Origin of the sequence: Nocardia sp. XZ_19_385, from assembly GCF_015355755.1 — a bacterium.
In the GTDB taxonomy this organism is placed as follows: Bacteria; Actinomycetota; Actinomycetes; order Mycobacteriales; family Mycobacteriaceae; genus Nocardia.
This window is the reverse complement of sequence record NZ_JACVEE010000009.1, coordinates 1-12,197: the sequence shown is the minus strand read 5'-3', so window position 1 is coordinate 12,197 and position 12,197 is coordinate 1. Positions and strand designations below refer to the sequence as shown.

Sequence of the window (12,197 nt, the reverse complement as noted above, 5' to 3'; positions counted from 1 at the left end):
AGGGTAGCGGTTACAGGCCGAACTGCGCAGGGTCCAGTCGCAGTGTCCGGCAGGCCTCGCGGACCGCGGCGACCTCGGCCTGGTCGAAGTTCCCGTCGGCGTTGCCGATCAGGATGCCGATCTGCACGACGGCCTGCGCCTCGGCCGGTTTGGCGGCGGCCTTGGCGATCTGCTGCAGCACGTGCGCGCGGCCGAAAGCCGGGTCCGCGGTGAGCCTTTGGCAGTTGTCGTCGAACAGGGCGCGCAGCTCGTCGGCGGGGAAGTTCTGCAGCACGGGATCGGTGCCGAGCAGTCCGGCGACGCGCATGCGCTCGTCCGGATCGATGCTCCCGTCCGCGGCGGCGACCAGGGCGCACATGCCCATCGCGGCGTCCCGGAAGGTGCCGCCGCGCAGGTCGTTCTTCTTGGCCACGAGTTGGTTGCGCCACTGCGGCGCCTTGTCCACCACGTCCATCAACCGGCTGAAGGTGTGCGCGTTGGAAATGATCTTGTTCAAGAAGGCCATGGACGAACTCCCCGGTAGTCGACGGTCCGCACGCTAGCAGAGCATTCGCGAGACCCGCCCGGCCGCAATCGAATTGGGACCGGCGGGATCTGGTTGCCCCGATCCGGGCCGGTGAACTGGCATTATTCGTGGGATGCGACGTGGAGTCGGAGTATTGGCGGTGTGTGCCGCCCTCCTGGTCACCCCGGCTGCCATACCCGTGGCGGCAGCGGAACCACAGTGCCCGGTGCAGGTGGCGATCCGTCCGGTGTCGCTGCCCGTCGACGGCGAGGAGGCCACCGGCCGGGTCTACGAGCCGTACCGCTGCACGCCGGGCGACCTGACGCCGGAGAACCTGGTGGTCGCCGTGCATGGCCACGGCGGATCCGCCGCCGACTTCGCCGACTATCTGAGCTCCATCGTGCGCCGCACCGCCACCCCGTTCCTGGTCATGGACCTGCGTAACGCCTCGAGTAAATGGAAGACCGGCGAATGGAATCTGTGGGTCGGCTGGCACGACGTAGTCGCCGCGACGCAGTGGTACAAGAAGGAGCACCCGGTCGACCGCACGGTGCTGTGGGGCTGGAGTCAGGGCGGCATCACCAGCGGCCTCGCGCTCGCGCACGGCCCGCGCGACCTGTTCGACTACTGGGTCGACAATTACGGCCCCGCCGACGATTTCACGATGTGGCTGGACGCGCCGAGGATCGCCCCGGGCCTGCGCAGGCAGATCGAGCGAGACGCGGGCGGCTGCACGCCGATCGTCTGCCCGCAGTCCTATTACGAGCGTTCACCGGCGCTACTGGCCGGGCAGATGGATTTCGAGCGGGCGTTCCTGGTGCACGGCACCAGCGACGCGGTGATCCCGTTCAGCGCCAGCACGGAGATGCGGGCCGCGCTGGCGGCATCGGGCAAGCCGTTCTCGATGTACACCGTGGTCTCCGGCCGCGATTTGGACGGGAAGGTCGTACCCGGCGACCACAACATCGGCCCGGCGTTCTTCGAAGGCGGATGCGTGGTGGAACGTCTGGTGACCGGCACCGAACCGGTGAGCGGCCCGGACCGCGACTACGTCATCGATATCGCGCAGGGCATCGTGACTGCTCCGGCAGCGCCGGAGGCCGCTAAATGTGCTGCATGACACTCCAGGAACAAGTTCCGGGAGCGCGGTAGTTGTCACCGACGAACACCGAACCGACGAAGCGAGGCAGCAGATCATGACCAAGCCGACCGACCCGTCCTACCACTGGAGCGGCGCGGAGCTGGACCTGGACGCCTACCTGACGCGCATCGGTTTCGACGGCGAACACAAACCCACGGTGGAAACCCTGCAGCGGCTGGTCTACCTGCACACCACCTCGATCCCGTTCGAGAACCTGGAGATCATCCTCGGCCGCGGTATCGACCTGGATCTGGAAACCTTGCAGGACAAGCTGGTCCGGCGCCGGCGCGGCGGCTACTGCTATGAGAACGTGCAGTTGTTCGCGGCGGCCCTGGAGCGGCTCGGCTTCGGTGTGACCGGGCTCAGCGGCCGGGTCACGCTGGGCGCGCCGGGCTTGCGCCCGGGCACGCACGCCCTGCTCCGGATCACCACCTCCGATGACGAGCGCGCCTGGCTGGTCGATGTCGGCTTCGGCGCGGGCCCGCTGCAGGCGATCGAATTGACGCACAGTCCAGCGGAATTCACCGCGGGGGAGTGGCGTTTCCGGCTCGAACGCACCAGTGGCGAACTCGGCAACGAGCAGTGGGTGCTGCACCAATTCGGCCGCGGCGGGTGGGTCGACCGTTACACCTTCACCCTGAACCCGCAGTACCGGATCGACTTCCGGGTGGGCAACCACTTCGTCTCCACCTCCCCGAGCTCGCCGTTCACCGCGCGGCCGTTCGTGCAGCGCTTCCATCCCGACGTGCACTACGTCCTCGACGACCTCACCTTCATCACCGAACGCCCGGACGGCAGCGGCGACACGCGCGAGGTGAAACCCGCCGAGTTGCCGCAGCTGCTGTCCGAGGTCTTCGACATCGATCTCGACGCGGCCGACGCGGCGAAGCTCACCGAGGTGCCTTGGCGTAACTGAACTCTCGCGTCGCGGTTGACCAGGATTGCCGCCGTCGGCCGATACAGTCGCGGGGGTGCGCACTCACTACAAGGTTCGTGTCTTGTTCGCCGCTGCTGCGCTCGCGCTGGCCGGGTGTAGTTCCGGGCCGGACCAACCCGGCACGGTGGCCGGGCAATTCGCCGATGCCTTGAATCGTGACGATGTCGCCGCGGCCGCCGCGCTCACCGACGACCCGGCCAAGGCCGCCGCCGCGCTGACTCAGCTGTACGAGGGACTCGGTAAAGAGGTGACCTTCGACGTCGAGTCGGCCGACGAGAACGCCTTCGCCCTGAGCGCCACCTGGAAGTTCGGCAAGGACGGCAAGAACGAGTGGACCTACACCACCACCGGTGCCGCCACCGACTCCGACGGCTGGAAGATCAAGTGGGACCCGGCCACGGTCGCGCCCGGCCTCGCCGCCGGCCCGCTGACCTATTCTCCCGCCTACCCGAAAGCCGCCCGGATCCTGGACTCCTCGGGTGGTGAGCTGATGACCCAGCACATCGTCACCGTGGTGACCGTCGCGCCGGAGGCGAACACCGAAGCGGTCGCCGCCGCCCTCGCCCCGACCGACGCGGGCGTCACCGCGCAGTCGCTGAACGCGGAACTGGCCGCTGCCCAGGGCAAATCGATCACCGCGATCACCTTGCGCGCCGCCGACGCCGACCCGATCCGCGACGCGTTGTCCGCGCTCCCCGGCGTCACGCTCTCCCCACAGACCCGGCTGCTGACCGTCGACAAGGCGCAGGCCTCTCCGATGCTGTCCGGGCTGGCCGAACTGTGGCAGCAGAACGCCGACGCGGCCGCTGGCTGGGCAGTGCGCACCCAAACCCCGACCGGCACCGAACGCATCGCGGGTCCTGATCCGAAGCTCGTCCCGGACCTCACGACCACCCTCGACATCGATCTGCAGAACGCCGCCAAGGACGCGCTGACCTCGCTCACCACCCCGGCCGCCATCGTCGCGCTGCAGCCGTCCACCGGCAATGTGCTTGCCATGGCCCAGAATTCCGCTGCCGACGCCCAGGGCCCGATCGCGCTGACCGGCCTCTATCCGCCGGGCTCCACCTTCAAGACCGTCACCGTCTCCGCCGCCCTGCAAGCCGGGAAGACCACACCCGACGCGGTGCTGCCCTGCCCGGGCTCGGCAAACATCGAGGGCCGCCGCATCCCCAACGACGAGAACTTCGACCTCGGCCAGGTCCCGCTGCACACCGCGTTCGCCCGCTCCTGCAACACCACCATGGGCATGCTCGGGGTGCAGCTGCCGCCGGAGGGCCTGACGAACGCGGCCGCGCAGCTCGGAATCGGTGTGGATTACGTCACACCCGGGCTGACCACCGTCACCGGCAAGGTGCCGGCCGCGGCCACCCCGGCCCAACGCGTGGAATCCAGCATCGGCCAAGGTCAAGTGACCGCGTCACCGTTCGGTATGGCGCTGGTCGCGGCTTCGATCGCCCGCGGGTCCGTCCCGAATCCCGTTCTGGTGCAGGGCAAGCCAGGCGTGCCGGACAAGACGCCGCCCGCTCTGCCCGCGCCGATCCCGGACCAGATCAAGACCATGATGCGGGAGACCGTCACCGGCGGCACCGCGACCCAGCTGCGCGATATCCCGGGCCTGCTCGGCAAGACCGGAACCGCCGAATACGGCGACAACACGCACGCGCACGGCTGGTTCGTCGGCATCGATGGTGATCTCGCCTTCGCGGTCTTCGTCAGCGATGCGGGCAGTTCGGGCCCCGCGGTGGACGCGGCGGGCCGGATGCTGCGTGCGCGACGTTAGCCCACCTGCGATGACGGGATTCGGCCCGATCTGGGCGGAATTTATCTGCATCCTGAGGCGGAGCAATCATCCGGCTCCCGCTACACTCGTCCGCGGAACGCATGCGTGGTCAATATGCGGCATGTCACGATTTCGAGAAGGTTCGGAGTAGGCGCCATCGATACCGGTCAGTTGATCGCGGAGCATTACCGCCTGGTCGAGCGGATTGGTAGCGGCGGCACAGGCGTGGTTTGGCGTGCCATCGACGAGCGCCTGCAGCGCTCGGTGGCGGTCAAGCAGATCCACATCAAGCCGAGCCTGCCCGAGGCCGAACGTGATGTGGTGCGCCAGCGCGCCTTCCGTGAGGCCCGCAACGCCGCCCGATTCCAGCACCCCAATGCGATCGTGGTGTTCGACATCACCGAGCACAACGGCGACCCGTGCCTGGTCATGGAGTACATGAAGTCCAACAGCCTGGCCGCGGTCATCGCCGCGCAGGGTCCGCTGCCGTTGCAGCAGGTGGCGCGGATCGGCGAGCAGGTTTCCTCGGCGCTGATCGTCGCGCACCAGGTCGGCATCGTGCACCGCGACGTGAAGCCGGGCAATGTGCTGCTCGACGACCTCGGCACGGTCAAGATCACCGACTTCGGCATCTCCCGCGCCGCCGGCGACGCGACTCTCACCGAGACCGGCCTGATCTGCGGTACCGCCGCCTATCTCGCGCCCGAAATGGCGCGCGGCGCCGATCCGACCCCCGCCTCCGATGTTTTCGCCTTGGGCGCCACGCTCTTCCACGCACTGGAAGCCGAACCGCCCTACGGCGCCAACGCGAACCCGCTCGCGGTGCTGTACGCCGCGGCCAACGGCCAGGTCAGCGAACCGCGCAACGCGGGCCCCGCGACCGACCTGCTGCTCGATCTGCTCAGCCCGGACCCGCGGGATCGGCCGACCATGCGCGAGGCCTACGACGAACTCTCCGCGCTGGCCGACAACGGATCGAACGCGGTGCCCGCCGGTTTCGTGCCCGCCACTGAGGCCTACGCACGTCGTCAGATGGGCGCGCCCGACTCCGCGACCCGTTCGCTGCGCCCGGTCGCCCCTCCGGCCCAGCACCGGACCGAACGGCACTCGCGCCCGCTGCCCCCGCCGCCGCGCAACAGCCACCCCGACACCGCGGCGCACCCGCGCACCGCGGCCCATCAGCGCCCCGCACCGCGCAAGTCCGGCGGAAAGCGGCGCGCGATCGTGATCGGCGCCACCGTCGGCGCGATCGTCGCGGTGATCGGCCTATCCATCGGCGCGTTCAACGCGTCGGATGGGAATACGCCTTCGGCCCAAGCGAATTCGCCGACGACCAGCACCCGCAGCGGCACCACCTCGGCGGCGGTGCCGGAGCTCGGCAAGACGCCCAGCTCGGGCACGGTCGACATCGGCGAAGCAGGGCAGCTGCTGGAGAACTTCTACGACAATCCGGGCGGGTCCTGGTCGTTGCTCACGCCGGCGGCACAGAAGGGCTACGGGGGTGAGCCGGCCTTCCGGCAGTACTGGAGCACCCGCATCGTCGAGTCCTTCGCCGACATCAAGGGCGACAACCGCACCAGCTACCCGGATGGTTCGGTGGACATGCGGATCGCCAGGGTCACGGTGGCGGGGCAGACCCAGCCGGTGGTCGTGCACGTCGTGGAAAGCGGCGGCCGGTTGCTCATCGACGGTGAGACCCGCGTCGACGCCTCGTAGGTCTCCTACCTCGGTCTGATCCCTGAAACCCTTGGGATGGTTATGGTTTCGGCATGGGTATCCGAGAACTGCTGGCGTCCGAGCGCCTCGAGCTGGTCACGCTGCTACGCACTCTGACCGACGAGGAATGGGAAACGCCGTCGCTGTGCGCGGGCTGGAAAGTGCGCGATGTAATCGGGCACCTGCTGTACGACGATGTCGGGGCACTGGCCTACGGGGCCGTCATCGCCCGCAACGGATTCTCCATCGACAAGGCCAACGCGTATCTGGTCCGGAAGGCGCGCGCCCTCTCGACCACGCAGCTGGTGGACAAGTTCGAAGCTGCCGACGGCACCCTGTCGAAGTACAGCCCGACGCTGGCGCTCGCCGATACCCTTGTGCACCAGCAAGATATCCGTCGCCCGCTGGGCCGCCCCCGGACGATTTCGGCGGATCGCCTGAAGCTCGTGCTCGACCATCCGGACCCGTTCGCGTTCCCCTGGAAGCGCACGAAAGGCTTGCGCTTCGTCGCTACCGACCTGGACTGGGCCAAGGGCCGCGGTCCGGAAGTCCGTGGACCGGGCGAGGCCTTGGTGCTCGCCGTCGGCGGCCGCCCGGTCGTACTCGACGAACTGGCGGGCGACGGCGTCGCCGAACTCCGCCGTCGCTGCGCCTGATTACTGCAGGGCGAAGCGCAACAGGGCCTGCTTGTCGCCCTGCTTGATCTTGCCCTTGCGATCGAGAACCTCGAGCTGCCAGACATTGCCGTTGCGGAAGGCGCGGGCGATGGCGTTGGCGTTGTCCGAACCGAGCAGCGAGGGCCAGATGTCGGCGACCTGCTGGGTGCCGCCACCGGAGGCGTCGTAGATCTTGAACGACACGTTGTTCGCCTTCTCGAACGAGGTGCCCTTCTTGAACGCGGCGGCCACGAAGATGATGCCGTCGATGGCGGCGGGAACATCGGCGAAGGTGACGTGCACGGTTTCGTCGTCGCCCGCGGCGGCGCCGGTCTGCTCGTCACCGGAGTGCAGGACCGAGCCGTTGCCCAGCGGGTCCAGCGAGTCCAGTCCGGCGAACCGCACCGGCTCGGTGCCCTGCATGAGGATGGCGATCAGATCGAGGTCGACGCCCTTCTTACGCTTGGCGAGGCCGAGGATGCCGCCACTGGCACCTGCGGACGGATCCCAGCTCACCCCGACACTCAGCTTGGTGATGCCGGCGAGGTCGGCGGCGCCGTCTTCTTTCTTGAGCGTGATCATGCGTCCAGACTAGCGGGGATTCGGAAACCGAAAAGGGCGGCTCGAACATGCCGCGCGGCCGATCTGCGCGTGTCGCAAGGCTTTCCGGCCGACAATGGGGCCCATGGCACCAAATGCAGCACTCGCACCACTGAACATTCTGGTCGGCGAGTGGGAGGTCGACAGCCCGCAGTTCCCCGGCCCGAAGGGCCACGCCCGCATCGAGTGGCTGGAGGAGGGCGGCTACCTGATGCTGCGCGACTCCGTGCCGGACCCGGGCCCGAGCGGCACCTGGATCATCGGCGTCGACGATGACGATCTCGTCCTCACGGTCCTGCATCACGATGTGCGCGGAGTCTCACGCGTCTATCAGATGACGTTCGACGCCGCCGGATCCTGGCGGGTCTGGCGCGAAGCCCCCGGATTCCACCAGCGGTACCACGCCGTCGTGCAGCCGGACGGAAAGCTGATCCAGGGCACCTGGGAGAAGTCCGAGGACGGCGTGGAGTGGGAGCACGACTTCGATCTGATCTATACCCGCCTGACCTGACCGCTCGAGATCCAGGTCACAGCCGTGGCACCGCCAATGGTGCCACGGCTGACCGGTGCGGATATCCGGTGGTGCGGCCCACTAGGCTGGTGGCTGGAAAGTATCCCGCTCCAGACAGGACCGCACACCGATATGACACCCCGCATCGAGCTCGCCCGCGTTGATCTGCGCGGTCGCACTCCTTCCGCTGCCGAGCTGCGCACCGCGCTGCCGCGCGGAGGAGTCGACGTCGACTCGGTGCTGCATCATGTGCGCCCGGTGGTGGAGGCGATCCGCGACCGGGGCGTCGAGGCGGCGCAGGAATACAGCGAGAAGTTCGACGGCATCAAGCCGGCCACCGTGCGCGTTCCGGCCGCTGAGCTGGAGCGGGCCCTGGCCGAACTCGATTCCGCCGTGCGCGCGGCGCTGGAAGTCGCCATCGAACGCACCCGCAAAGTGCATGACGATCAGCGCCGTACCGACAAGACCACGCAGGTGGTGCCCGGTGGCACCGTCACCGAGCGCTGGGTGCCGGTCGAGCGGGTCGGCCTGTACGTGCCAGGTGGCAATGCCGTCTATCCGTCGAGCGTCGTGATGAACGTGGTGCCCGCGCAGGCCGCCGGGGTGGAGTCCCTGGTCGTCGCCTCGCCGCCGCAGGCCCAGTTCGGCGGGCTCCCGCACCCCACCATCCTGGCCGCCGCGCAGTTGCTCGGCGTCGAAGAGGTGTGGGCGGTCGGCGGTGCGCAGGCCGTGGCGCTGCTGTCCTACGGCGGTGTCGACACCGATGGCGCGCAGCTGGAGCCGGTCGACCTGATCACCGGCCCCGGCAATATCTATGTCACCGCCGCCAAACGGCTGTGCCGCGGGCTGGTCGGCATCGATGCCGAAGCCGGTCCCACCGAGATCGCGATCCTCGCCGACGCCACCGCCGATCCGGTGCACGTCGCGGCCGATCTGATCAGTCAAGCCGAACACGACGTGCTCGCCGCCAGCGTGCTGGTCACCGACAGCGCTGAATTCGCCGACGCGGTCGATGCCGCGCTGACCGCGCAGATGCCGGTGGTCAAGCACGCCGACCGGGTCCGGGAAGCGTTGTCCGGCAAGCAGTCCGGCACCGTTCTGGTCGACGACATCGACCAGGGCCTCCGCGTGGTCAACGCCTACGCGGCCGAACACCTGGAAATCCAGACCGTCGACGCCGCGGCCGTCGCGGCCCGAGTCCGTAGTGCGGGCGCGATTTTCGTCGGCGCCTACGCGCCGGTCAGCCTCGGCGACTACTGCGCGGGTTCCAACCACGTCCTCCCGACCGCCGGTTGCGCCCGGCACTCCTCGGGGCTGAGCGTGCAGACCTTCCTGCGCGGCATCCACGTCGTGGAGTACACCGAAGCGGCGCTCAAAGACGTTGCCGGGCACGTGGTCGCACTGGCCAACGCCGAAGACCTGCCCGCCCACGGCCAGGCCGTCACCGCGCGTTTCGAGGCGCTGTCATGACGCCGGAGATCGTGGTCCCGGGCTCGCGCGCGACCCTGGACGACCTGCCGCTGCGCGACAACCTACGCGGCAAGAAGCCTTACGGCGCACCGCAATTGACCGTTCCGGTGCAGCTCAATACGAACGAGAACCCGCACCCGCCGAGCAAGGCGCTGGTCGACGACGTCGCCGACGCCGTGCGCGCGGCCGCCGTCGATCTGCACCGCTATCCGGATCGCGACGCCGTCGCGTTGCGCGCCGACCTGGCGGCGTACCTGACCCGGCAGACGGGCGTCGCCCTAGACGTCGCGAACCTGTGGGCGGCCAACGGTTCCAACGAGATCCTGCAGCAGTTGCTCCAGGCTTTCGGCGGGCCCGGCCGCACCGCACTGGGTTTCGTGCCGTCCTACTCGATGCACCCGATCATCTCCGAGGGCATCGACACCGAGTGGATCGAAGCCAAGCGCAGCGGCGACTTCTCCCTCGACATCGACTACGCGCTGGCCTGCATCACCGAGCGCCGGCCCGACGTTGTGTTCGTGACCAGCCCGAACAACCCGACGGGGCACAGCATTCCGCTCGCCGACCTGGAGCGCATCCTCGAGGCGGCGCCCGGCATCGTGGTGGTGGACGAGGCCTACGGTGAGTTCTCCGCCGAGCCGAGCGCGATCACGTTGATCGACCGCCACCCGGCGAAGGTCGTGGTCACCCGCACCATGTCGAAGGCGTTCGCGTTCGCGGGCGGGCGGCTGGGTTATCTGGCCGCCGCTCCCGCCGTGATCGACGCACTGCTACTGGTCCGGCTGCCGTACCACCTGTCGGTCGTCACCCAGGCCGCCGCGCGCGCGGCCCTGCGGCACGCCGACGAAACCCTCGCCAGCGTCGCCGAACTCGCGGCCCAGCGCGATCGAGTCGCGGCGGCATTGCGCGAGCTGGGCTTCGAGGTGCTGCCCAGCGACGCCAACTTCATCCTCTTCGGCCGCTTCGCCGACGCGGCCCGCGCCTGGCAGCGCTACCTGGACGACGGCGTGCTCATCCGCGACGTCGGCATCCCCGGATACCTGCGCACCACCATCGGCCTGGCCGCCGAGAACGACGAGTTCCTCCGGGTCAGCGCGAAGCTGGTGCATGAGGAGCTGACCTCCCGATGACCCAGGCCGCAAATACTCAGGAAGCGAGAATGGACCGAATCGCACGGGTGGAACGCACCACCCGGGAATCCAGCATCGTCGTCGAACTCAACCTCGACGGCAGCGGCAAGACCGACATCTCCACCGGAGTGCCGTTCTACGACCACATGCTCACCGCGTTCGGTCAGCACGGCAGCTTCGACCTCACCGTGCAGGCCAAGGGCGATATCGAGATCGAAGCCCACCACACGGTGGAGGACACCGCCATCGTCATCGGCCAGGCGCTCGCGCAGGCCCTCGGCGACAAGAAGGGCATCCGCCGCTTCGGCGACTCCTACATTCCGATGGACGAAACCCTCGCCCAGGCGGTGGTGGACGTGTCGGGTCGCCCGTACTGCGTGCACACCGGGGAGCCGGAGCACATGCTGCACGCGATCATTCCGAGTGTCGGTGCGGGAGCGTCGTATTCGACGGTCATCAACCGGCACGTCTTCGAGTCGATCGCGCTGAACGCGCGGATCGCGCTGCATGTTCGCGTGCTCTACGGCCGCGACCAGCACCACATCACCGAAGCCGAGTTCAAGGCCGTGGCGCGGGCGCTGCGTGCCGCCGTCGAGTACGACCCGCGGGTGAGCGGCGTTCCGTCGACGAAGGGGTCGTTGTGACTTTGAAGTCCGTGGCGCTGCTGGATTACGGTTCCGGCAACCTGCACTCGGCCGAGCGTGCGCTGGTTCGCGCCGGCGCCAAGGTCGAAGTCACCGCTGATCCCGAAATCGCTTTGGCGGCAGACGGTTTGGTAGTGCCCGGCGTCGGAGCGTTCGAGGCCTGCATGGCTGGTCTGCGCGGGGTCCGGGGTGAGCGCATCATCGGGCAGCGCCTGGCCGGCGGTCGCCCGGTGCTCGGCATCTGCGTCGGTATGCAGATCCTGTTCGAGCGCGGCGTGGAGTTCGGCGTCGAGACCGAGGGTTGTGCCGAATGGCCCGGCGTCGTCGAGCGACTCTCGGCTCCGGTGCTCCCGCACATGGGCTGGAACACGGTGTCCGCTCCGGCCGACAGCGTGCTTTTCGCGGGGATGGATGCCGGCACCCGCTTCTACTTCGTGCACTCCTATGCCGTGCAGACCTGGGACCTCCCGCCGAGCGAGCACTTCGCCGCACCGAAACTCACCTGGTCCGAACACGGTGTTCCGTTTCTCGCCGCGGTGGAGAACGGTGCGCTGTCGGCGACCCAGTTCCATCCGGAGAAATCGGGCGATGCGGGCGCGCAGCTCCTGCGTAACTGGATCAATTCACTGTAAAATCGCCCTGGCCAGGCGATTTGACATTATTCGCTCGGCTACGTAACTTTATTCGAGTCAGAGCGACACGGACACCGACCCGGAGCCTAACGGCCTGGGAAACGAGGTAGTACGAGGAGCGCCTGACCATCCAGTTGGTTCGGAAAGTCCGATTTTGTGATCGCGGCTGGATCAGCTAAGCTTTGAACCCTGCCTCACGGAAGCCCTCGAGTAAATCGCGGTCGGATGTGTGTGCGTGTGTTCTTTGAGAACTCAATAGTGTGTCGATGAATGTCAGTGCCAATATTATTATTGGTGCCAGCCATTTCATACCCCCCGGTTGGAATGGTTGGACATTGAAAACAACAGCAATCTTTTGCTGGTGTTTGGCTTTGCTAGGTTTTCGGACTCTAGTTATTCTTCTGATTAGCCCTTTCGGGGGTTGGTTGAGAGTCTTCAACGGAGAGTTTGATTCTGGCTCAGGACGAACGCT

13 protein-coding genes are annotated in these 12,197 nt (G+C 67.7%); 11 read left to right on the top strand and 2 right to left on the bottom strand.

Annotated features, from left to right (window positions below):
- Positions 1-10 precede the first annotated feature (10 nt).
- On the bottom strand, positions 11-454 hold the full coding sequence (locus IBX22_RS36660; protein ID WP_194820472.1) for a tellurite resistance TerB family protein: 444 nt from the start codon (positions 452-454) through the stop codon (positions 11-13).
- A gap of 184 nt (positions 455-638) precedes the next feature.
- Between IBX22_RS36660 and IBX22_RS36655 the strand changes: the two genes are divergently transcribed.
- The 5 genes from IBX22_RS36655 to IBX22_RS36635 all read left to right on the top strand — a co-directional run bounded on the left by IBX22_RS36655 (position 639) and on the right by IBX22_RS36635 (position 6,738).
- On the top strand, positions 639-1,625 hold the full coding sequence (locus IBX22_RS36655) for a S9 family peptidase (protein WP_194820444.1): 987 nt from the start codon (positions 639-641) through the stop codon (positions 1,623-1,625).
- Between the two features lie 76 nt (positions 1,626-1,701).
- Positions 1,702-2,562, top strand: a complete 861-nt coding sequence (locus IBX22_RS36650) for an arylamine N-acetyltransferase (RefSeq protein ID WP_194820443.1) — start codon at positions 1,702-1,704, stop codon at positions 2,560-2,562.
- A 55-nt stretch (positions 2,563-2,617) separates the two neighbouring features.
- The gene (locus tag IBX22_RS36645; protein WP_194820442.1) at positions 2,618-4,366 is read left to right on the top strand and encodes a penicillin-binding transpeptidase domain-containing protein; all 1,749 of its coding nucleotides are present in this window, start codon (positions 2,618-2,620) and stop codon (positions 4,364-4,366) included.
- A gap of 114 nt (positions 4,367-4,480) precedes the next feature.
- A complete protein-coding gene (locus IBX22_RS36640) occupies positions 4,481-6,082 on the top strand; it encodes a serine/threonine-protein kinase (RefSeq protein ID WP_194820471.1) in 1,602 nt (533 codons plus the stop codon).
- A 53-nt stretch (positions 6,083-6,135) separates the two neighbouring features.
- The gene (locus IBX22_RS36635; protein WP_194820441.1) at positions 6,136-6,738 is read left to right on the top strand and encodes a maleylpyruvate isomerase family mycothiol-dependent enzyme; all 603 of its coding nucleotides are present in this window, start codon (positions 6,136-6,138) and stop codon (positions 6,736-6,738) included.
- Here IBX22_RS36635 and IBX22_RS36630 read toward each other — a convergent pair whose 3' ends face one another.
- Positions 6,739-7,320: a TerD family protein gene (locus tag IBX22_RS36630; protein WP_194820440.1), complete on the bottom strand. Its 582-nt coding sequence runs from the start codon at positions 7,318-7,320 to the stop codon at positions 6,739-6,741. It abuts the gene before it with no gap.
- 103 nt (positions 7,321-7,423) lie between these two features.
- On the opposite strand from IBX22_RS36630, the gene IBX22_RS36625 reads away from it, so the two are divergent.
- The 6 genes from IBX22_RS36625 to IBX22_RS37830 all read left to right on the top strand — a co-directional run.
- Positions 7,424-7,849 (top strand): hypothetical protein, encoded by a 426-nt coding sequence (locus tag IBX22_RS36625; RefSeq protein ID WP_194820439.1) that lies wholly within the window; start codon positions 7,424-7,426, stop codon positions 7,847-7,849.
- 132 nt (positions 7,850-7,981) lie between these two features.
- Positions 7,982-9,319 (top strand): histidinol dehydrogenase, encoded by a 1,338-nt coding sequence (hisD, locus tag IBX22_RS36620; protein ID WP_194820438.1) that lies wholly within the window; start codon positions 7,982-7,984, stop codon positions 9,317-9,319.
- Complete coding sequence (locus tag IBX22_RS36615) at positions 9,316-10,449, top strand: histidinol-phosphate transaminase (protein WP_194820437.1); 1,134 nt, start codon at positions 9,316-9,318, stop codon at positions 10,447-10,449. Before hisD ends, IBX22_RS36615 begins: the two co-directional genes overlap by 4 nt.
- Positions 10,450-10,478: 29 nt before the next feature.
- Positions 10,479-11,093, top strand: a complete 615-nt coding sequence (gene hisB / locus IBX22_RS36610; RefSeq protein ID WP_228540206.1) for an imidazoleglycerol-phosphate dehydratase HisB — start codon at positions 10,479-10,481, stop codon at positions 11,091-11,093.
- Entirely contained in the window at positions 11,090-11,725 is a 636-nt protein-coding gene (hisH, locus tag IBX22_RS36605; RefSeq protein ID WP_194820435.1) for an imidazole glycerol phosphate synthase subunit HisH, read from the top strand. The genes hisB and hisH overlap by 4 nt, the downstream gene beginning before the upstream one ends.
- 266 nt (positions 11,726-11,991) lie before the next feature.
- On the top strand, positions 11,992-12,197 hold a 206-nt coding region (locus IBX22_RS37830), incomplete at its 3' end, for a hypothetical protein (protein ID WP_228540205.1).

Coding starts and splice junctions, on each gene's coding strand:
- IBX22_RS36615 (WP_194820437.1), top strand. CDS start 9,316: ATGACGCCGGAGATCGTGGTCCCGGGCTCGCGCGCGACCCTGGACGAC.
- IBX22_RS36650 (WP_194820443.1), top strand. CDS start 1,702: ATGACCAAGCCGACCGACCCGTCCTACCACTGGAGCGGCGCGGAGCTG.
- IBX22_RS36655 (WP_194820444.1), top strand. CDS start 639: ATGCGACGTGGAGTCGGAGTATTGGCGGTGTGTGCCGCCCTCCTGGTC.
- IBX22_RS36660 (WP_194820472.1), bottom strand. CDS start 454: ATGGACGTGGTGGACAAGGCGCCGCAGTGGCGCAACCAACTCGTGGCC.
- IBX22_RS36640 (WP_194820471.1), top strand. CDS start 4,481: ATGCGGCATGTCACGATTTCGAGAAGGTTCGGAGTAGGCGCCATCGAT.
- hisB (WP_228540206.1), top strand. CDS start 10,479: ATGGACCGAATCGCACGGGTGGAACGCACCACCCGGGAATCCAGCATC.
- IBX22_RS36625 (WP_194820439.1), top strand. CDS start 7,424: ATGGCACCAAATGCAGCACTCGCACCACTGAACATTCTGGTCGGCGAG.
- hisD (WP_194820438.1), top strand. CDS start 7,982: ATGACACCCCGCATCGAGCTCGCCCGCGTTGATCTGCGCGGTCGCACT.
- IBX22_RS36630 (WP_194820440.1), bottom strand. CDS start 7,320: ATGATCACGCTCAAGAAAGAAGACGGCGCCGCCGACCTCGCCGGCATC.
- IBX22_RS36635 (WP_194820441.1), top strand. CDS start 6,136: ATGGGTATCCGAGAACTGCTGGCGTCCGAGCGCCTCGAGCTGGTCACG.